This is a genomic window from Colwellia sp. TT2012, assembly GCF_001440345.1.
In the GTDB taxonomy this organism is placed as follows: domain Bacteria; phylum Pseudomonadota; class Gammaproteobacteria; order Enterobacterales; family Alteromonadaceae; genus Colwellia.
Genome location: NZ_LJYX01000021.1, coordinates 690,275 through 710,405, shown reverse-complemented (window position 1 = coordinate 710,405; position 20,131 = coordinate 690,275). Strand labels below are relative to the sequence as shown.

At 38.7% G+C, this 20,131-nt stretch carries 20 protein-coding genes; 14 read left to right on the top strand and 6 right to left on the bottom strand.

Annotation, left to right across the window (positions count from 1 at the left end; genetic code table 11):
* Nucleotides 1–332 precede the first annotated feature (332 nt).
* Nucleotides 333–860 (top strand): GNAT family N-acetyltransferase, encoded by a 528-nt coding sequence (locus ASU03_RS17045; protein ID WP_057832945.1) that lies wholly within the window; start codon nt 333–335, stop codon nt 858–860.
* A 235-nt stretch (nt 861–1,095) separates the two neighbouring features.
* Here ASU03_RS17045 and ASU03_RS17040 read toward each other — a convergent pair whose 3' ends face one another.
* Both ASU03_RS17040 and proB read right to left on the bottom strand, forming a co-directional pair.
* The gene (locus ASU03_RS17040; RefSeq protein WP_057832944.1) at nt 1,096–2,352 is read right to left on the bottom strand and encodes a glutamate-5-semialdehyde dehydrogenase; all 1,257 of its coding nucleotides are present in this window, start codon (nt 2,350–2,352) and stop codon (nt 1,096–1,098) included.
* Nucleotides 2,353–2,419: 67 nt separating this feature from the next.
* On the bottom strand, nt 2,420–3,517 hold the full coding sequence (proB, locus tag ASU03_RS17035; protein ID WP_057832943.1) for a glutamate 5-kinase: 1,098 nt from the start codon (nt 3,515–3,517) through the stop codon (nt 2,420–2,422).
* Between the two features lie 349 nt (nt 3,518–3,866).
* Between proB and ASU03_RS17030 the strand changes: the two genes are divergently transcribed.
* The 3 genes from ASU03_RS17030 to ASU03_RS17020 all read left to right on the top strand — a co-directional run bounded on the left by ASU03_RS17030 (nt 3,867) and on the right by ASU03_RS17020 (nt 6,691).
* On the top strand, nt 3,867–4,766 hold the full coding sequence (locus tag ASU03_RS17030) for an acyltransferase (RefSeq protein WP_057832942.1): 900 nt from the start codon (nt 3,867–3,869) through the stop codon (nt 4,764–4,766).
* A 70-nt stretch (nt 4,767–4,836) separates the two neighbouring features.
* Nucleotides 4,837–6,108 carry a mechanosensitive ion channel family protein gene (locus ASU03_RS17025; RefSeq protein ID WP_057832941.1) on the top strand — a complete coding sequence of 424 codons (1,272 nt, stop codon included), beginning with the start codon at nt 4,837–4,839 and terminating at the stop codon, nt 6,106–6,108.
* Nucleotides 6,109–6,133: 25 nt separating this feature from the next.
* Nucleotides 6,134–6,691 (top strand): Mpo1 family 2-hydroxy fatty acid dioxygenase, encoded by a 558-nt coding sequence (locus ASU03_RS17020; RefSeq protein ID WP_057832940.1) that lies wholly within the window; start codon nt 6,134–6,136, stop codon nt 6,689–6,691.
* A 131-nt stretch (nt 6,692–6,822) separates the two neighbouring features.
* On the opposite strand, the gene tesB is transcribed toward ASU03_RS17020, so the two are convergent.
* Nucleotides 6,823–7,680 carry an acyl-CoA thioesterase II gene (gene tesB, locus ASU03_RS17015; RefSeq protein ID WP_057832939.1) on the bottom strand — a complete coding sequence of 286 codons (858 nt, stop codon included), beginning with the start codon at nt 7,678–7,680 and terminating at the stop codon, nt 6,823–6,825.
* Between the two features lie 185 nt (nt 7,681–7,865).
* Between tesB and ASU03_RS17010 the strand changes: the two genes are divergently transcribed.
* The 4 genes from ASU03_RS17010 to hemN all read left to right on the top strand — a co-directional run bounded on the left by ASU03_RS17010 (nt 7,866) and on the right by hemN (nt 10,873).
* Nucleotides 7,866–8,129 (top strand): hypothetical protein, encoded by a 264-nt coding sequence (locus tag ASU03_RS17010; protein WP_057832938.1) that lies wholly within the window; start codon nt 7,866–7,868, stop codon nt 8,127–8,129.
* Nucleotides 8,130–8,249: 120 nt separating this feature from the next.
* Complete coding sequence (yihI, locus tag ASU03_RS17005; RefSeq protein ID WP_057832937.1) at nt 8,250–8,867, top strand: Der GTPase-activating protein YihI; 618 nt, start codon at nt 8,250–8,252, stop codon at nt 8,865–8,867.
* A gap of 5 nt (nt 8,868–8,872) precedes the next feature.
* Nucleotides 8,873–9,361, top strand: coding sequence for a DUF2489 domain-containing protein (locus ASU03_RS17000; RefSeq protein ID WP_057832936.1), 489 nt, complete (start codon nt 8,873–8,875; stop codon nt 9,359–9,361).
* A 141-nt stretch (nt 9,362–9,502) separates the two neighbouring features.
* Nucleotides 9,503–10,873 carry an oxygen-independent coproporphyrinogen III oxidase gene (gene hemN, locus ASU03_RS16995; protein ID WP_057832935.1) on the top strand — a complete coding sequence of 457 codons (1,371 nt, stop codon included), beginning with the start codon at nt 9,503–9,505 and terminating at the stop codon, nt 10,871–10,873.
* Between the two features lie 90 nt (nt 10,874–10,963).
* Here hemN and ASU03_RS16990 read toward each other — a convergent pair whose 3' ends face one another.
* Nucleotides 10,964–11,209, bottom strand: a complete 246-nt coding sequence (locus ASU03_RS16990; protein ID WP_057183091.1) for a DUF3820 family protein — start codon at nt 11,207–11,209, stop codon at nt 10,964–10,966.
* Nucleotides 11,210–11,304: 95 nt separating this feature from the next.
* Between ASU03_RS16990 and ASU03_RS16985 the strand changes: the two genes are divergently transcribed.
* The 3 genes from ASU03_RS16985 (at nt 11,305) to ASU03_RS16975 (ending at nt 15,666) form a co-directional block, all read left to right on the top strand.
* Nucleotides 11,305–12,417, top strand: a complete 1,113-nt coding sequence (locus ASU03_RS16985; RefSeq protein WP_057832934.1) for a DUF3083 family protein — start codon at nt 11,305–11,307, stop codon at nt 12,415–12,417.
* Nucleotides 12,418–12,829: 412 nt separating this feature from the next.
* Complete coding sequence (gene msrA, locus ASU03_RS16980; RefSeq protein WP_057832996.1) at nt 12,830–13,384, top strand: peptide-methionine (S)-S-oxide reductase MsrA; 555 nt, start codon at nt 12,830–12,832, stop codon at nt 13,382–13,384.
* A 95-nt stretch (nt 13,385–13,479) separates the two neighbouring features.
* Entirely contained in the window at nt 13,480–15,666 is a 2,187-nt protein-coding gene (locus tag ASU03_RS16975; RefSeq protein ID WP_057832933.1) for a DUF6351 family protein, read from the top strand.
* Between the two features lie 223 nt (nt 15,667–15,889).
* Here the strand turns inward: ASU03_RS16975 and nadC are convergent, their stop codons facing one another.
* Complete coding sequence (gene nadC, locus ASU03_RS16970) at nt 15,890–16,801, bottom strand: carboxylating nicotinate-nucleotide diphosphorylase (protein WP_057832932.1); 912 nt, start codon at nt 16,799–16,801, stop codon at nt 15,890–15,892.
* A 13-nt stretch (nt 16,802–16,814) separates the two neighbouring features.
* Nucleotides 16,815–17,336, bottom strand: coding sequence for a retropepsin-like aspartic protease family protein (locus ASU03_RS16965; protein WP_057832931.1), 522 nt, complete (start codon nt 17,334–17,336; stop codon nt 16,815–16,817).
* A 169-nt stretch (nt 17,337–17,505) separates the two neighbouring features.
* On the opposite strand from ASU03_RS16965, the gene ampD reads away from it, so the two are divergent.
* From ampD to pdhR, 3 genes are all read left to right on the top strand, one after another.
* Complete coding sequence (ampD, locus tag ASU03_RS16960) at nt 17,506–18,075, top strand: 1,6-anhydro-N-acetylmuramyl-L-alanine amidase AmpD (protein ID WP_057832930.1); 570 nt, start codon at nt 17,506–17,508, stop codon at nt 18,073–18,075.
* A 1-nt stretch (nt 18,076) separates the two neighbouring features.
* The gene (ampE, locus tag ASU03_RS16955; protein WP_057832929.1) at nt 18,077–19,000 is read left to right on the top strand and encodes a beta-lactamase regulator AmpE; all 924 of its coding nucleotides are present in this window, start codon (nt 18,077–18,079) and stop codon (nt 18,998–19,000) included.
* Between the two features lie 291 nt (nt 19,001–19,291).
* On the top strand, nt 19,292–20,053 hold the full coding sequence (pdhR, locus tag ASU03_RS16950; protein WP_057183077.1) for a pyruvate dehydrogenase complex transcriptional repressor PdhR: 762 nt from the start codon (nt 19,292–19,294) through the stop codon (nt 20,051–20,053).
* The last annotated feature ends 78 nt before the right edge of the window (nt 20,054–20,131 follow it).

Genomic DNA, 20,131 nt, shown 5'->3' with positions numbered 1-20,131 from the left:
TTAAAGTGGAAGCGCTAAGCGGCAGGTCTGTAATTGAAGGAAAACGTGGTAGGCCTATTGGTTGGAAGAAAGCGGTAGACGTGAGTGATTAGTTTATTAATTTAAAACGGCTCTGACCCCTTTTATTTCGCCACGTTGGTCTTCTATGTGCGCCACTTCTGTTGAGATTTTATGGGTATCTAAGCCAATGAAAAGTATGTTATGTTTGTACATGTTAGCCTCCAGTTTATATTGTTTAACACATATATTATGGCTCTGGTTTTACTAACCCACGAATCTGGAGGCTAGCACCTCGTGGGAGTCATTATGTCTATAAAGCCTAAGGAAGTATCGTGCAACTGGCCGATGAAAGAATCCAATTATCACCATTTGATAAATCAGATTTTGAGCTGTTTTTAGAAATATCTACTTGTCCAGATCTTATGAGGCATGTTTCTAAGCCTTCTACGTATGAAGAGGCAAAATCAGCTTTCGAAGTTAGATCTCAACTATGGAGTTTTGAAAGTAAAGGATGGCTTTCACTATGCATAACTGAAATAGAAAGTGGTGAAAAACTTGGTAGTATTGCGCTTAAAATAATGAATCATGAAGCAAAAATAGCTGAAGTCGGTTTTATCATTAGGAGCAGTGCCCAAGGAAGAGGTATAGCTAATAGTGCATTAAAGCTTCTCATTGAGTATGCGTTTAATGAATTAACACTTAATAAATTAGTCGCATTTTGTTCCGTTGATAATGCTGGTTCATATAAGCTACTCGAAAAGCAGGGTTTTGTCCGTGAAGGTTGCTTTAAAGAAAATACCTTTATCAATAATCAATATATAGATGATTATGCATACGGTTTGTGCAAGTCGGCTTTATAACAAGGGACTATGGCGATTTATCAATATAAATTCTAATCTATTCACGCCATTTAAGAATGTGAACTAATGTCTCCAATGTGGTAACAGTGCTCCTTAGCCCGTTAACCCGAACATGTTCATTTTCTAGAATTAACTAAGACAGCCATCGTTATAGTTGAATAACCCTTTAGATTTTAGCTGCTATTTCTTAACTCATAGGCTTAAAATTAAAGTGGCTGTCTTTGTTATATATTATTTATGCTCGTACTTGGCCATCACCAAAAACAACAAACTTTTCTGTGGTTAATGCTTCGAGTCCCATTGGACCATAAGCATGTAATTTACTGGTTGAGATGCCTATTTCCGAGCCTAAACCTAATTGATTACCATCTGAAAAACGTGAAGAGGCATTGACCATCACTACCGAGGAATTTATTTGGCGAATAAATGCTTGGCTACGCGAAATATCTTGGCTGATAATTACTTCAGTATGATCAGAGGTAAACTCATGGATGTGGCTAATGGCCTTATCAAAACTAGGGACCACCTTAACGGCGATTTCTTGCGCTAAATACTCGGCTTGATAATCTTCTTCGGTTGCTAATTCAGCATGAGCAAAATAACCAATACTATTTTTACAGGCATGTATTTTCACTTGTGCCGCATCTTCAAGTGCCTTAGCCGCTAATGGCAAAAAGTCGGCACTGATATCTCCATGTACTAAGACCGTTTCAAAGGCATTACAAGCACTGGGCTTTTGTGTTTTACCGTTCACTAAAATATTAACTGCTTTCGTTAAATCGGCATATTTATCTATGTATAAGTGGCAAACGCCCTTAAAGTGCTGAATAACGGGGATACGACTATTTTCGCTCACATAGCGGATAAGACCTTCGCCGCCACGTGGAATGACCAGATCTATGGTGTCGCTTTGTTTTAACAATTGCTCAATAACACTACGACTGGTATCCGGTACCACACTGACAATATTTTTATCGACATCATGAGCAATTAATACCTGATGCAAACAGTGAGCAATTGCTAAGTTGGAGTGAATTGCCTCTGAGCCACCTCGTAAAATCACCGCATTACCCGACTTTATACATAAAGCGGCAGCTTCGGCGGTAACATTGGGCCGCGCTTCGTAAATCATGGCAATAACACCAAGAGGGATACGCATTTTACCGACTTGAATACCGTTCGGGCGTAATGAGAGCTTATCAATACCACCGATAGGATCGGCTAAGGCAACAATTTCACGAATAGCCGCAGCAATTTCTTTAATGCCTTGCGCGGTTAATACCAGTCGATCAAGCATGGCAGCTGATAAACCTTTCTCTTTACCGGCGGCTATATCTTTACTATTTTCTTTAATAATAATGTCGCTATTATTTTCAATAGCCGTGGCAATGGCATTTAACAAGGTGTTTTTTTCACTGCTGTTAAGTTGTGCCGCAACTCTGCTGGCTATTTTAGCCTGGTGTGCCATGGTGGCGATATTAAAGTCGGTCATCTTGCTACTCTTTCGAAACGTTGTTTTAAGTATTTATGGGTAATTATAAAGTGGCTTATAAGGCTCTTTATAAAATAACCATATCATCGCGGTGTACTACTACATCACCTTGGTCATGGCCTAAAATAGTGCTGATATCGTTACTATGTTTACCCATAATTCGTTTTAAATCATGATGGCTGTATAACGAAATACCTTTCGCGATTACGGCATTATTTTGTGCATCAATAAGCTCGACCGCATCGCCGGCTTTGAATTCTTTTGTTACCGATTTTATGCCAGCAGGTAATAGAGAGGCGCCTTTATTAACTAAGGCATTAACGGCGCCTGGGTCTAGGCTAATTATACCTTGGCTTTTTAAGGTATGTTTGAGCCAGTGTTTTTTTGCGCGAATAATATCTTTATCTGCGGCAAAACGAGTACCTGGATTAACTTTAGCTAACAGAGAGCTAAATACCTCACTTTTGGTACCGTTGATAATATAGGTATTGATGCCGTGTTCAACCGCTTTTTCTGCAGCTTGGATTTTGGTTTTCATACCACCGGTTGCCAAATGATTACGACTGGTGCCGGCCATGGCATAAATTTCATCAGTAATCTTATCAATATTAGGAATTAATACCGCATCATCATGGATTTTGGGGTCTTTGGTAAAAACGCCATCTATATCACTTAAGATGAATAAGCTGTCGGCTTCACATACCTGAGCAACTAAAGCCGCAAGGTTGTCATTATCACCTATGGTAAGATCTTTAGTGGTGACTGTGTCATTTTCATTAACGATAGGCAGTATACCGTTGGCCAATTGAATTTTAATGGTTTCTTGGATGCTAACAAAACGCTGCCTATCAGTTAAATCCTCTTGGGTGACCAGTATCTGGCTACACGGGCTATCAAAAAAACGTTGCCAATTAGCCATCATTTGCATCTGACCAACACTTGCCATGGCCTTTTTAGTGGCGACAGAGAGCTTTGGTGAGCCATGCTGAATAAGAGCACGGCCAGCTGCGACACCGCCAGAGGAAACTAAAATGATCTCTTTACCTTGTTGTTGGCATTTAGTAATAAATTGCGCAATTGCTAAGATATATTGGCCACTACAACCATCGCTAGTGGGTGCAACTAAGGCACTACCAACCTTGATTACGGCTCTATGAAAGTTCATTTTATCTCCTGTTTTTGCTGATTATTTGAGTATGCTGTAAACTGAGTAAAAACTCAATTATTAACGGTGATTAGGCAAAGTTGAAAGTGTGAAAAGTATGTTTTTAGCTGTTTAATAACGTATATGCAGGTAAACATGCATTTTATCCCTTTATTTTAACCAAAAAAGCGCAAAGAAAGGCCGATAAAAAAAAAGCGATCATTTTTCACCCATGCGTGATTTATACTGATAGCGTTATATTAAAATGAATTGCCTTAAGATGTGAGAATAAAAAAATATAATTTATAGCTAAATCATGATTAAATAACGCAATCCGTGTGACTTATCTATTATTAGTAATTATTAAGATATGCTAAATTTTTTACCCGCAAAATTGATCGGTTTTTTATCTTTTTCCCTCTATATATTTAATACTATATTTTGGCTCTTGCCTATTTTAGTGTTTTCATTGTTTAAAGCATTAATACCATTGCGTTTTTCTAAACAGTTTTTTAGTTACTTACTCGACATGATGGCAAGTAATTGGGTAGCGACAAATAGTGTAATTCAAAAAGTATTCACTAAAACCACCATAGTGATAACTGGATTAGAAGAACTTAAAATTAAGGACTGGTATTTGGTGTTAGCAAACCATCAAAGCTGGGTTGATATTGTCGTTTTACAACGGGCTTTACATGGCCAGATTCCATTTTTGAAATTTTTCTTAAAAAGAGAACTTATTTACGTACCAATATTGGGCTTAGCTTGGTGGGCACTTGATTTTCCTTTTTTGAAGCGCTATAGCCAAGCTTTTTTAAAGAAGAACCCTCATTTACGTGGTAAAGATTTAGCAACGACCAGAAAAGCCTGTGCTAAGTTTAAACACAAACCTGTTAGTGTGATGAACTTTATTGAAGGTACTCGCTTCACTGAGAATAAGCATGATAAGCAAGGTTCACCCTTTAAATATTTACTGAAACCTAAATCAGGTGGTATCTCTTTTGTATTGGATGCCATGGGCGAGCATTTAACTAAAATTGTTGATGTTACTATTTATTACCCTGACGGCATCCCTAATTTTAGTGATTTTGTCTGCGGGCAAGTAGAAAGGGTGCATATTGAAGTACATGTTTTGGATATTCGTAGTGCATTAGGGCATATCGACTTTTCAGATCGTAATGATAAAATTGCTTTTCAAAAGTGGTTAACTCAATTTTGGCATGAGAAAGATGCTCGTCTTGAAAAAATTAGCCAGCAGTATAACGATTAACTATTTAATAACACTTAGCGCTTGCTGCCAGCGAGTAATTCACTTAGCCAGACTATGACCGGAAACCTGTATGAATGAACTGATCAGTATTTGGTTAAGTGAGCAAGGCTTTAGCGCTAAATATTTAGCCAGTGGCGCAACCAGCCTAGGTATATGCTTAATCTTTTTGCTTGCTGCGCTAAGTTATTACCTGGCGAAACATCAAGTATTAGCTTTGATAAACAAGGTCATTATTAACAGTAAAAATACTTGGGATGACACCTTGATGGAGCATGGTGTACTGAGTCGAATGGCCATGCTGTTGCCGTTAGTGCTAGTCCTTTTTTTAACCCCCTTTATTATAGGCACTAGCAGTGTCGCTAGTACCTTACTGATGCTATTTAGTAAGGTACTGCTTACCTTTCAAATATCTCGTTGTATTAGCGCCTTGCTAAATGTCAGTAAAAACATATATCAAGAAAGTGCCAAACAACGTTTTTTACCGTTAAGTGCTATTATTCAAATCATCAAATTAGCCTTATATTTAGTGACAGCTATTGTCATTCTTTCGCTTATTATAAACCGTTCACCGGTTTATTTACTCAGTGGCTTAGGGGCTTTAACCGCGGTTTTATTGTTGGTTTTTCAAGATACCATTAAAGGTTTGGTGGCCAGTATTCAAATATCAGCGAACCGCATGGTGGTTGCCGGTGATTGGATTGAATTACCTAAATATGGCGCCGATGGTGATGTCATAGAAATTGGTTTAAGTACGGTTAAAATAGAGAATTTTGATAAAACCATTACCACGGTACCAACTTACGCCTTGATTAGTGACTCTTTCAAGAACTGGCGTAATATGTATAACACTGGCGGGCGCCGTATTAAGCGCACGATTATTATTGATATTGGCAGTATTGGTTTTTATAGCGCAGCACAAATAAATAAGCTGACTAATGCCCACTTATTACAGAGTTATCTCAGTGATAAAAAGCAAGAACTCGCGAAAAATGAGCAAGATAATAATAGTGAACAAGAGAGTAATAGTGATGAAATCGCGCAATCGTTGAGTGCACTCAATAATCGGCAGTTGACCAACATCGGTACTTTTCGCGCTTATATCACCAAGTACTTACAGCAAAATAGTTTTATCCGTGATGATCTAACCTGTATGGTCAGACAGCTTGCTGCCACACAAACGGGACTACCTTTAGAAATATACTGTTTTGCTAATACCACTAATTGGCCTGAATATGAGGCTATCCAAGCCGATATTTTTGATCATCTTTTTGCCATTGCACCACAATTTGATTTACGTATTTTCCAGCACCCAAGTGGTTATGATTGGCAAAAAAACGCATAAAACAATTCATACAATAGAATGAAAGATGAAATCAATAGAAGAGCAATTAGCACGATATAAAAGTGTCCATTTAAATCAAAAAAATATTAACACCCATTTTATTGGTGTACCTTTAATTGTGTTGGCAGTCACCTTGATGCTGGATACCATTCGCTTTGAAATAATTATCAATGATATCTTGAGTACGCCGTTCACCCTACACTTTACTTTAGCTATGGTGATTTTTACCGTAATAGCGATTTACTATCTGGCTTTACATCGTTTATTAGCCTTGGGCATGTTGCTGTATATTTTAGTTAACTTGTTTATTGCGCAATTATTTAGTGGCGTTGAGGGGGTATTTTATATTGCCATTGGTTTGTTTGTTGTTGGTTGGCTTATTCAATTTTTGGGTCATCATTATGAAAAAGCGAAACCGGCTTTTATTGATGACTTGAGCCAGATTCTTATTGGACCATTATTTTTAATGGCTGAAGTGTATTTTATGCTTGGTTTAGAGCCAGTATTAAAAGCAGATATTACTTCATTAGCAATTGAAAAACGCAAAGCCTTAGCAAAGCAAAAGCGCGCTTCACCAGCATGACGGTACAGGATGTACTTTATTAGATAATGCTGGAAGCATATTATCCTGATGCTTGTGTAGAGCCCCATTGATGGGTTCACGCGTCTAGCTTGTTTATTCAGCAATACTTAACTACAACAGAGCCATAAACCCTACCGCTGTCTGATCACACCTTCTTGCATGGTTGAAGCGACTAATGCACCCTGACGATTATAGATTTGTCCTCGAACTAGTCCTCGGCCATTACTCGCTGACGGACTGTCCATACAATAAAGCAACCAATCATCGAAACGAAATGGACGATGGAACCACATAGCGTGATCTATGGTGGCTATTTGGAAGTTTGGCTGCCAATGACTTGCCCCATGAGGCAATAGCGCAGTCGGTAAGAAGTGAAAATCTGAGGTGTAAGCCAACATATAAGTATGTATGCCTCGATCATCAGGTAAATCACCGTTGGCCTTGATCCACATTTGGCTGGCCGAATTGGTTGGCTTTGGTTGTAACCAGTTATATTGTTGCACGGGACGAACATCGATAGGCTTTTCGGCTAAAAATTTTTCGCGCAGTGCTTCAGGGATGTACTGCTGATTCGCTTTTATATAATCGGTAAAGGATGACAAATCTTCAGGAGGGGTAACATCTGGCATGGTATCTTGATGGTCAAAGCCCGTTTCGCTATGTTGAAAAGAGGCGGTCATATAAAAGATGGTTTTACCATTTTGCACCGCTTGCACACGGCGGGTGCTAAAACTAGCGCCGTCACGAATAACTTCTACTTGATAAACTACCGGCATACTTGCATCGCCAGGACGTAAAAAATATGAATGCAGCGAATGAACAAAGCGGTTAGCGGCAATGGTCTCTTGAGCGGCAGAAAGGGCTTGGCCCATGACTTGACCACCAAAGAGTGCCTTATAACCTAAATCTTGGCTCTGTCCGCGATAGATGCCTTGCTCAATCACTTCTAATTTTAATAACGCCGATAATTCGTCTAATACACGTGACATTTTTTACCTTACATTTCAAAGGCTATTTGCCTAAACAGCAATTAATTTAAGGTGTTTAGTGTAATCATTATTGATGTCACATGCAAAGTAGGTTAAGTTTTGTGCAAAATAATAATAATACAAATAACAGAAATACTCATAACAAAATATTAATTAAATAATAATTGGATTGGGAAGAGGAAATTATGGCTGTAGCAATGCGAAGAGAAGATTTGTTGGAACGACGGCAAAACATGCCGAGTGATGCCGATGATCTCTGGGAAGAATTAACTCTGGCACAAAAATTCGCTGCCAGCAGCTTAACGCAATTTGGTTATCAACTTAACTTTATTAGAGATTTGCATGATAAGCATATTGCCGTGTTAACTTGTAATGAAAATATTGCGGTTATCTCTAAAGGGGGAGAAATCAATACTCACCCCAATATCCAAATTCGTCATGTAAGCTAGCGATACAGAAAAAAAGCGCCTATTGGCGCTTTTTTTGGGTCTTTTTTCTACTTTTTAAGGTTTTTCGGCCATTAATGACGTAAAATAGCCCGCATTATTGGTAAAAAAGTAATTGTATCTATGTCTCGTTCAAAAAAATCAAGAAAACCAGGTGGAGCACCGACAGCTAAACCTAAGTTAAGTAAGCAAGAATTAGCTAAAGTTGAAAAGCGTACTCGTAAAACCACGGGTAAACCAGCGGGTAATCGCCAAAAAGAAGCTGTGCAAGAAAAAACAAATAGCAATCAGCAAGGGGCTAATAAAGACCCCCGTTTAGGGAATAAAACCCCTATTGCTTTGGGGAAAATTGTCGCAAAAGAAGAAAAAACAAAACAAGTAAAAATGCAACAAAAAAGCCAGAAGTCAGCAGGTATCGCTAGTATTCGTTATATTGAAAATGCGGAGAGTGAACTCCCTGTGAACAATGAACTGTCTGCAGAAGAAGAGCTTGATGCCATTGAGCAAGATGAAGCATTGCAAAGTATTTTAGCTAAGCAGGAAGATGATATTGCCTTAACTGAGCAAGAAGTTAATTACTACAATGACATGATGGCGCGTCATCAAGCTTTATCGACTGAGTTAGGTCTTGATGAAGATGATGATGAAGATGAAGCGATTAGTAAAGACAATGGCAGTGAAGAAGAGTTATGGGATAAGTTAGATAACCCTGATTTTTCCGATTTTAAAGATAAAGATTAGTTTTAATGAGTGATTTATGGCTTTATGCTTTGTTGCTTGCTGTGGTAATTGTTTTAGCTTTAGCCTTTTATGCGGGCAAGCTGTTAAAACAAGTAGCACAGCTAAAGCAGCAACAAGCTCAAGCTAAAATAAAACAGCAACAAGCCTTAAATAAGCACGACAGGAAAATTTTTGATAGTGTGTTATTAATTACTCGCGCTATGCAGCAAGAGCAATGTGAATTTGATGAAGGCTGCTGGCGCTTATCGGTACTGTTATCATCCTTAAAAACAGTGACTGAAGTAACGAGCAAGTTTCCTGGGATTTATACTCTTTATGAGGAAATTAAAGGCTTTGCCATACGTGATGCACGTAAAGCCTTAACAAAAAAAGAGCGCATGCGGGAAGATTATCAACGCATGAAGGCTTTAAATGAAATGCATGATAAAGTCGTCGCAGACTTAGATGTGCTGCATCAGTTCACCTCAGAGCAGCTTACTCGCTTAGCTGCTTAGTTCTCCCCTTTTAATATTTGCGCCAATAGCGGTAACTGCCTGCTGTTGGTCTTATTAGTGCAATTATTGCGCTTGATCAACACTCCCTATTTCTCAACTGGCTATAATGTTTTCGTTAACTAAATAACAGGGTAAGAGAACATGCAAGTAAGTCAAATTTTCGATAAGAAGCTATTAAATAAATATAACACCAGTGGACCAAGATACACTTCTTACCCAACGGCGTTAGAGTTCCATAATGATTTTAATCATGACGACTTTATTCAGGCGATAGCAAACTCACCAAGCCGTGAATTGTCATTGTATGTACATATCCCCTTCTGCCATACACTTTGCTACTACTGTGGTTGTAATAAAGTGGTCACTCGCCATCGTGATAAAGCGGATACTTACCTAGAATATTTAGCACAAGAAATCGCCTTGCAAGCGCCATTATTTAAAGACTATAAAGTTAAACAGTTACATTGGGGTGGTGGAACACCAAGCTTTTTAACCCAGCCACAAATAACACAATTGGTCAGTTTACTTAAAGAAAAATTCGATTTTTCTGCTGATTTAGAAATGAGTATTGAAATTGATCCTCGTGAAATTGAAATGGACTTAGCCGATCACTTATATGCCTTAGGTTTTAATCGCTTAAGCTTAGGCGTGCAAGATCTTGATTTAAAGGTTCAACAAGCCATTAACCGCGTACAGTCAACTGAGTTTATTGGTGGCTTTATTAAGCATGCCAAAGCGGTTGGCTTTAAATCTATTAATATCGATCTTATTTATGGCTTACCACATCAAACGCTAGTGAATTTTGAAAAAACCTTAGTGACAGCACATGAATGGGATGTGGATCGTATTTCATTGTTTAGCTATGCTCATTTACCTAGTCGTTTTGCTGCACAGCGTAAATTTCGTGATGAATGGCTACCTAATACGCAAGCAAAATTTTCCTTAATGAAGTTGGCTATTGAGAAACTCTGTGGTTTTGGTTACGACTTTATTGGTATGGACCATTTTGCCAAGCCAAATGACGAATTATCACTCGCGCAAAATAATGGTACATTGCATCGTAATTTCCAAGGCTATACCACCAAGGGTGGCTGTGATCTATTAGGTTTAGGGGTGTCAGCAATTAGCGCTATTGGTAATTGCTTTAGCCAAAATATTAAAGATTTGAAAGAGTATTATCAAGCGATTACACAAAGGCAGCATGCACACATAAAAGGTATAAGTTTGTCGGACGATGATATTTTGCGTGGTGAGGTTATTGGTGAATTAATGTGTAACCTGTATCTAGATAAACAAGTCATTAATGAAAAATATAACATTAACTTTGATGAATACTTTGCTGAAGACTTGACGCTATTAAATACCTTTATTGATGATGGTTTGCTCGAAAACAAGCAAAACTATATTAAAGTAGCACCACAAGCACGCTTATTAATTCGTATTATTTGTATGAGCTTTGATGCCTATATGAAAAAGCATATTAATCAACAACGTTTCTCGCGGGTAATTTAATCTACTGGGTCGTGATTAGCTTGTTAAAGGTAATGACCCCGAATGTTTAAGTTCGGGGCTTAGCTCGTTTTGGCAAGATTTAGCCAAGTATTAACTTTTTAATAAAGGTTGCAGCATAGCTTCTAGCCCGTTGAGTTTTACTTCATACATTAAAGCTAATTGTTGCCCTAATTTACCTTCGGGAAAACCCTTGCCATGGAACCAAACCAAATAAGGCTCCGGCAGTTGTAACAGCTTTCTGCCAGCATATTTGCCAAAGGGCATGGTTTGATTAATGGCATCAATCAGTGCTTGTTGGTCGTTGAGCAAAATACTTCCTTCTCTGGCGCGTGTCATATTAGTGACATATCTAAGTCACAAAAGCTTCATTGGCGCTCATTATACTGCTCCTATCTTAAAAGGTAACCACGTTAATAAAATTAGGGATGAGGATGTCAATTATTAGAAAGCGAAGTGCTGCTCACAAAGCGTACTTACCTGGTAATGTGCGTGATAATCAATATATCTTAGCTGAATTTAGTTTGACCGATGAGCTAATACAGCAGTTTTCAGGAAAATACAGCGAGTTAAAACCACAGCCATACTCTGATTTATATCAGCAATTATCGGCATTGTTTTTTGAATTGACCGATGAAGTAGAGTTCGATAATTGTCAGTTTATTGCCAACGATAAATTAGCGCGTGTTCGTTATAGCCAGGAATTACATCAATGGCAAACCAATCAACAAATTATATTTTATTACAATCCCGAAAGTCACCACCTGAAAAAGTCATTCTTTGATGGTAGTAAAAGAGCAAAGAAAGTTTGCTTACTTTTTTTGGCTACAGGCAATGACATTCGAGTTAATGCCGCCAAATTCCATAGCCGAGTGAGTCAAGTGGTACAAAAATTCTGCGAAAAGATTCAGCTAGATAAAAGTGACATGCGTCTTCGAGATCATCAGCACCTTACCTATGATTTATTTGCTAAAAATAAGGGCTGTACTACAACACAAGTACATAAATTACGTGAAATTAAAAAACGTTATGCCAGTCAAGATGTACAATTGCCCACTTACCACAGTGCCATGAGTTATGCCGTGGTCACCTTAAATATAACTAATAAACTATTGCAGCAGGTAGAAATTGATAGCAACTCACAAGACCCTTACAACCCTTTGTACACTTATTTAACTGACGTCTTTACTATGGCGGCAAAGCGCTATAACTTGAATAATGGTGCTATGATTGCTAATGGTTTAGTGCCAATTATTAGGTATAGTATTCATGAGATCGTTTCCCGTGTTGGCGAGTTACAAATGTTGGGCTACAACCCTGAGCAAAGCCCTTGTGGCATTATTAGTAAGTGGAATGCCGGGGAATTAACTGATAGCGTGCAATTCGTTTTTGTCGCGACCCCTGAGAATAATAGTGAATATGGTTTTGGTCGTTTTTTAAATCAAATAGAACAAGCGATGAAATTGATGGCGGTAGAGCTGGAAATAGAGCCGAGTAAAGACGAGTTGATGGTCAGATTTCATCAACATCTGGCTTATAATTTTTAATTGAGTTATTTAAGCTGATGGTGGCGATAATAAATTGAACGGCCGAAAGTCATTGCATTGTTATCATCACGCGGTGCAATAATAGCCTGAATCTGCTTGGTTATTGTTAAAACGTGTGGCATCTGCTTTTATTCGGTAACAAATAGGTTAAATAAGTATAATAATGCTCTTAGGGTCTGTTGAAATTTTGACATAACTTTTACAGCACTTTGTTTGCTATGTAGACAAGGCAGAGCTAGTGCAGTGTAGCTCTGCTACGAAACTAGCGCCGCGATTAAAACCGCTTTATATTAGATAAATTTTAACCCTAAAAGATCAACAGAGCCGAGTAAAATAACCATGAGTTCTTAGCTTTTTTGTCATAAAAAGACTGAGGTAAATGATAAAATTAATGAATAAGGTACCAGGTAAAATGACCGAGCAAGTTAACGAAAAAAAGATACAAACGACTACTCTGGCTGGAGGTTGTTTTTGGTGTATTGAAAGTGCTTTTAACTGTGTTAAGGGTATTATTAGCGCAACATCTGGTTATATGGGGGGTGAGAGTATAGATCCAACGTATAAAGAGATTTGTACGGGCAATAGCGGCCATGCTGAAGTAGTACAGCTGCAGTTTGATAGCCAGATAATTAGTTATGGTGAAATACTGGAAATATTTTTCAGCTTACACAATCCAACACAGCTAAATCGTCAAGGCAATGATATTGGTAGCCAGTACCGCTCTGAAATATTTACCCATGATGCACAACAAGAAAAAGTTGCCTTAGCTATGCTGGCGCAGATCACGGCAGAGCAATTATTTGATGATCCTATCGTAACGCAAGTTAGCCCTGCAGTTACTTTCTATTGTGGTGAAGATTATCATCAAGAATACTTTAAAAATAATCCTGAAAATCAGTACTGCCAAGCAGTAGTATCACCTAAATTAGCCAAGTTTAGAAAAACCTTCGTGGCTAAATTGAAATAAGCGATAATGTTTTCTGCGTAATATTTTCTACCTTAACTGATGTTCTGCACTATATTTAACCTAAGTGTTGGCTGTTTTTTTTCGGTGGTGCTGCTATGCATAAGAAAAAACTTATTTTCTCTATTCTCACGCTATTAGCTGTTCTAGTCTGGTTATATCCGGCAGAGCAGCCTTATAAATATCGACAAGTTAAACGCATAGCGGTAGCAGAAGAAAATTATTTACTGCCAATTTTTCCGCATATTAGTCACGTTAGTCGGCCAAAAGAAGCCTTTCATTTTCCTATTAAGTTAGGGGACGTTGGCCCCAGTAATTCTTTATATTCAGGGCCTAAGCAATATCCTTTTTATTGTATGACCATAGATTCACAGCTAGAGCAGCCTTTGGTTGATAACCAAGAAGGTTTTGGTGTGCCTGTCTATGATAATCTCGCCCAGCGCAGTAAAATTATTGGTTATTCAAAAGATTGCTTAGTGGCAAGTCATTTACAGTTTTATTATCTAAATCTAGATAATAACTTGGTTAAGCTGCCTATTGAGCGGTTTTCCCAATTAGCGTCGTTAAGAGATGCGCAGTTGCCTTTGCAATTGTTTCGAGCCGAGCAAGGCAGTATTAACCGCTTTATTTATACTATTGCTATGGCAATAACGCCGGAAGAGCTTGGCACACGTTCGATGAGCTCATTATGGAATAAAAAATTAATATATCAGTTTAATGGTGGCTCGGGCATAGGTTTTCGCCAAGGTCGACAAAAAGCAACCAGAACGATTACTCGTCGTTTAAGTGAAGTGCAGCAAGGTTATGCGATCATAAGTTCCAGCGGTAATCGTACTAGTTATACCTATAACATGTTATTGGCCGAAGATACTGCTCGTAGGGTTAAGCTGCATTTTGTCAGTCTATTTGGAGAGCCTTTATACACGGTCGGTATTGGCGGCTCAGGTGGTGGCTTGTCGCAATATCTTATCGGACAAAATAGTCATGGTATTCTCGATGGCTTAATTCCGCAGTATTCTTATCCTGATATGGTCAGCCAAACTATATACACCTTAGATTGTGATTTGTTTAATAATTATTTTACCTTTAGAGCCAAGGATCATAGCCGCTGGCAGCAATGGGATCAGCGACAACTACTTGAAGGCATGAATAGCTTACAAGACTTTCCGCAAAAAATAGCCTTTTTACAACCGGTAGCGCAATTAATGGCGGGTATGGTACCGAGTTTCCCCCAAGGTAATAGTGAATGTATCAATGGTTACTTTGGTTTATCTACCTTTATCCATAACCCAAGACAAGGCTTCTTGCGACATTTTTATAGCGATGAAGTGGTTAAGAAAACCAATTGGAATTATTGGGAAGATATGGCTTGGCTTTTCAGTCGTGATCAACATGGCTTAGTGGAAAGTACTTGGGATAATGACGGGGTGCAATATGGTTTGCATGCCTTAAAACAAAAACAGATCACCTTAGCTGAATTTGTCCATCTCAATAAAAATATAGGCAGTTGGAAAGAGCAGTACAAAATGAAGGCTGAAAATATTATCACGCCGTTTGGTCGGAAAATTCCTTTTTGGTTGTCTTTATGGGGTAGTGACAATATAACTCAAGTTATTGATAATAAAATGGCACCACGGCGTAGTGCCTCACTCAACGCTATTGAGGCGGCTTATCGAGGAGGACAGGTTTTTATTGGTAAGCTGGACTTGCCTATCATTGATGTCCGTCATTATTTAGAAGAAAAACTCGATATGCATCATATGTCGGCATCTTTTAGTACTCGTTTACGTTTACAACAAGCCAATGGACATTTTGATAACCAAGTTATTTGGGTGGCAAAGCGCGACTTTGACCCAACCAAGAACGCTTTTGTTTTGATGGATTTATGGCTACTAAAACGCAAACAGTTTCCTGAGCTCAATGCCGCGCAAAGCAAGCCAGTACAATTACAAGATACCTGCTTTGATGATAAAGGCGAGGTAATAGCGCAAGGTGAGGGGGTTTGGCAAGGAAAATGGAATCAAGTTGGCTATGAAAAAAAATCGTTAAATCGAGGAGCATGTGCGGAGCATTATGCTATTTTTTCCAATAGCCGTATTCAAGCAGAGGGTCCATGGCAGGGGAGTGTGTTCAAATGTTATAAAATTCCACTTGCGCAGGCCATTAAACAAGGTATGTATGGCTCTATTGACTTAACTAAACACCTCAAGGATATGCAGGCTATTTTTGCTAGCGGAGTGTGTGACTATAGCCAGGGCGATGCCGGTAGGCCTAAAGATATTTAGGGGCTGTTAACGTTCGATGAGTTCAATACGGCTATCTGAAATGCTTGATTTATTAGATGATTACCTAAAGGCCACCAGCGCAAACTTAGCTAATATATTTTTGCCAGTGGTTTGTTATTGTGGATACCCATTTGTTTTTTGAATTTATATTTTTGAACGTTTTCATACAAAAAAAGCGGTCAGCATAAGATGCTTAGCGCTTTTTTATTATTGTAATCTGCTGTTACTTAAAACGCATCGACAAATCAATCGCGTTAACATGTTTGGTTAGCGCACCACTGGAGATGTAATCGACACCGGCTTTGGCGTATTCTTGCAACGTTTCTATGGTCATATTGCCGGATACTTCTAACTTTGCTTTGCCGCGAGTTGCCGTTACGGCTTCTTCTATCATTGGCGGAGTGAAGTTATCTAACATGATAATATCAGCACCAGCACTAAGGGCTTGCTCAAGCTCATCGAGAGATTCTACTTCTACTTCAACGGTTTTATCACTGTGATTTTCTTTAGCGGTGGCTACCGCTTGTTTGATACCGCCACAAGCGGCGATATGGTTTTCTTTTATTAAAAAGGCATCGAATAAACCAATTCTATGATTTACCCCGCCACCACAAAGCACCGCATATTTTTGTGCGCTACGTAAACCAGGTAAGGTTTTACGAGTATCAAGCAGCTTAGTGTTGCTGCCAGCCAATTCTTTTACATAGTGACTGGTTAACGTGGCAGTACCCGATAAGGTTTGCAAAAAATTTAAGGCAACACGTTCACCGGTTAGCAGTGTACGGGCGTTACCTTCTAATTCAAAAAGTGTCGTATTGGCGGCAACAGCTTCACCGTCATTAACAAACCAGGTAATTCTTGTAGGTAAAGCGTTAGTGGTTTGCTGCGCTGATTTATTTAATGAAGCATCGAGTTGCTTGAATACTTCGTTGACCCAAGCAACACCACAGACGATACAATCTTCACGAGTAATTACAGTAGCGACGGCTTGTTCATTTTCAGGAATGAGCATAGCGGTAATATCTTGGTTTGCTTGAGGCATTGCATCACCAACGGCGCCTAAATCTTCACAAAGGGCCCAAGAAATGGTTTTGCTAATATCTTGCTGTAATTTTTCTAATTGTGCATTAAGCATGGTTTGCTTCCTGTTACAGGGGTTCTCGTAAGATTAATTGTTTACCCGTTTGATAAAAGTCTACTTGTTTTAGTGCGCTCATGCCTAATAGTATTTCATCTGCTTTCATTGCCGGGTTAATGTGAGCAGCGACATTATACAAGAAAATATTACCTAAGCTCAATTGCGCAATTTCAGTTTTATAAACCGTGATAGTGCCATTGGCGGTTTGTACTCGGTAACTCCCTTGAACTACTAGGTCTAGTTGCTCTGCTATATGGGCAGGGATTGATACCTGGGTTGCACCAGTATCGAGTAAAAAGGTCACCGCAGTGCCATTTATTGTGCCGCGAGCCAGATAATGACCTTGCCTATTTTGCGCTAAAATCACTTCAGCTTGACCATCGGCGGTTAAACGCATTTTTGGCTGGCTATTAGGATTATATTGTTCATCAAGTATATCTTGAAATAAAAACATTAATAACGCCAGCGCTATTATCCAAGCAATCCAGACAAAAATTTTCGCCATTTTGTTTGTTGGGTCAACTTCAGTCATACTAAGCAACTCTTGATAAGGTTAGCTGTATTGTATGTTGTCTTAAGTAAGCAATAAAGCCCAAAATGTAACCTAAAGTCTTTTAAATTCCCACTGAATCTTGTACCTTGAAGTTGACGGGTATAAACCAAGTGCTGAAAAGTAACACCACTAAAATAATGAGCAACCCATGTTTTCTATTTCTTCTGGCTGGCTAGCACAAGCACAACATTTCCCCTCGCCGTATTTTTCGCCGCGCGAATTAGCGGATGACATTAGTTTATTGGTTATCCATAATATTTCCCTGCCGTCAGGGCAGTTTGGCGGCAATTGCATCAATGATTTATTTCTTGGGCAATTAGATTGCAACGACCATGCTAGTTTTAATGACTTGAAGGGGGTGGAAGTTTCCGCGCATTGCCTTATCCGTCGGGACGGTAGCCTTAGCCAGTATGTATCCTTTGATGATAAGGCTTGGCATGCGGGCGCTTCTTCATTTAGAGCAAGGCCGCGCTGTAATGATTATTCTATTGGTATTGAATTAGAGGGCACAGATGATATTTGTTATACCCCAGAGCAGTACCAACAACTAATAGCGTTAACACTTTGTTTGCAAAATAAATTTCCTGCCATTATCATGAGTCATATTGTGGGTCATTGTGATATCGCCCCAGGCAGAAAAACCGATCCCGGGCCGGCATTTGATTGGCAATACTTTCGTCAGTGTTTAACTGAACAAGCGACAAGGAATAATAATTAGCATGAGTTTATTAAGTTTATTAATTGCACTGGCTGCAGAGCGTTCGTTATCTGCCAAAGTGTGGCGATTTAATTTTTATTATCAACACTATCTACATTTTTTTAGCAAAAACTTTACCGCTAAACAAGGTACGATCGCGAGTGTGGTCTTTATTCTCTTACCCGTTATGGCGACGTATTTTTTGCTTGAGCTAATTGATAACAGCGTTATGCAATTAGTTATCTCGACTTTGGTGCTTATTGTTTGTTTTGGTTGTACCACCACGAGAAATAGTTATAAAAGCTACCTGCACTCAGCTTTTCGCGGTGAAGAAACGACCACGGCAATGCACCATCAGCAGTTATTATCGGACAAAAACTTACCTAATATGGGCTTTGGTCCAGCACTCATTTGGTTAAACTACCGTTATTACATTGCTATTATGCTGTATTTTACCGTGTTTGGTGCTGCAGGTGCGGTATTTTACCGTTTGTTGACTAGCGTTATAGAGCATAAAAAATCTCAATGTATTGCCAGTGAAAATGAAAGTAAAGCACAAGCAGAGGCCAACTCGGTAGCTGAAAGCGACACTGAGCATGAGGTTCAGCATGAAGGAAATGTAGCCCCTACTATTATCAATGGCTGTCAAAACCATCACGATGTACTTTATTGGCTAGATTGGTTACCTGTGCGAGTTGCCTCTTTTGGTTATATGTTTGTTGGTCACTTCTCTAAAGCTATGCCCGTTTGGTTAGACAGTTTATTTGATAGCCAAAAACCTACTCATCAAATTTTAATTGATGTTGCGCAAAAATCGGAAGACATTATGGTGAATAAGGACGACTGCACAGCTGAGCCTTGTTTATTAGTCAGACTAGCAAAACGTAATGTCTTACTGGTCCTTGCCGTTATTTCAATATTGACCTTAGCTGGCTTACTAAACTAAGTAAACAGCCAAAACCAATGGTCAGACCAATCGTTTCTCTTGCTTTAACGCGCTAAAATTAGACAGTAATTTATTACTTTAGCGCATTAAAATCTTGCTTAAATCCTAGCCATAAACTAAATTGACTTGTAAAAAGTAGCTATATTTGCTATTTTATTACTCATAAATTAATTGGTCTTACCAATTTACCAAGGGTTTTTTAGGGGCTTTTACCTAGACATTTCTCTTTAGTCTCGTGGAAATAATGAGTTAATTAACTTTTATGAATGCCAACCTAACGAAAAGAAATCAATGCTAGCATCAAAAAAAACTGGCCGAGTGAAGCCGCAGAAGTTGGCTGACATTATCTTAGCCCAGCTTGAAGCCATGATTATTGAAGGCAGTTTAAAGCCGGGTGAAAAATTATTACCTGAACGTGAACTGGCTTTGCAGTTTGAAGTTTCAAGGCCATCATTACGTGAAGCAATACAGAAATTAGAGAGCAAAGGTTTAGTGACTCGCAAACAAGGTGGTGGCACCTTTGTCTGTAAAAATTTACTCAGCGGTTTTTCAGATCCCTTGTTTGAATTAATGTCTAATGATAATGAATCACAATTTGATTTATTAGAATTTCGTCATGGTATTGAAGGTATGGCTTCGTATTATGCTGCCATGCGTGGCACGCCAGCAGATTTTGAGCAAATTCAAATTAAGCACGATGACATTGGTACTAGCCAATTAGAAAATGATTTTCGCGTGGAAGCAGAAGCGGTCGTTGAATTTCATTTAGCTATTTGTGCCGCTTCACATAATGCGGTGATATTTCAACTTGCTCGCAGTATGTCTGCATTACTTGCTGATAATATTGCACAAAATTTAACAGTATTGGCAAAACGTCCGGATATCTTTAGCAAGATAACCGATTATAGAAAACGTTTGCTCAATGCTATTGTCAGTGGTCAGCCAAAAAAAGCTTGGGGTGCAAGTCATAGACACTTAGCTTTTATTGAAGAAATCCTGTTAAAACTTAGCCAGGAAAACAGCCGCATGGAACGCTCTATGCGCAGAATGTAGTCGCTAGAATAAATTACGTATTTGTACTATGAATAATTAGAAAATTTAATTTTAAACTTTTATAAAATAAGAAAGTAT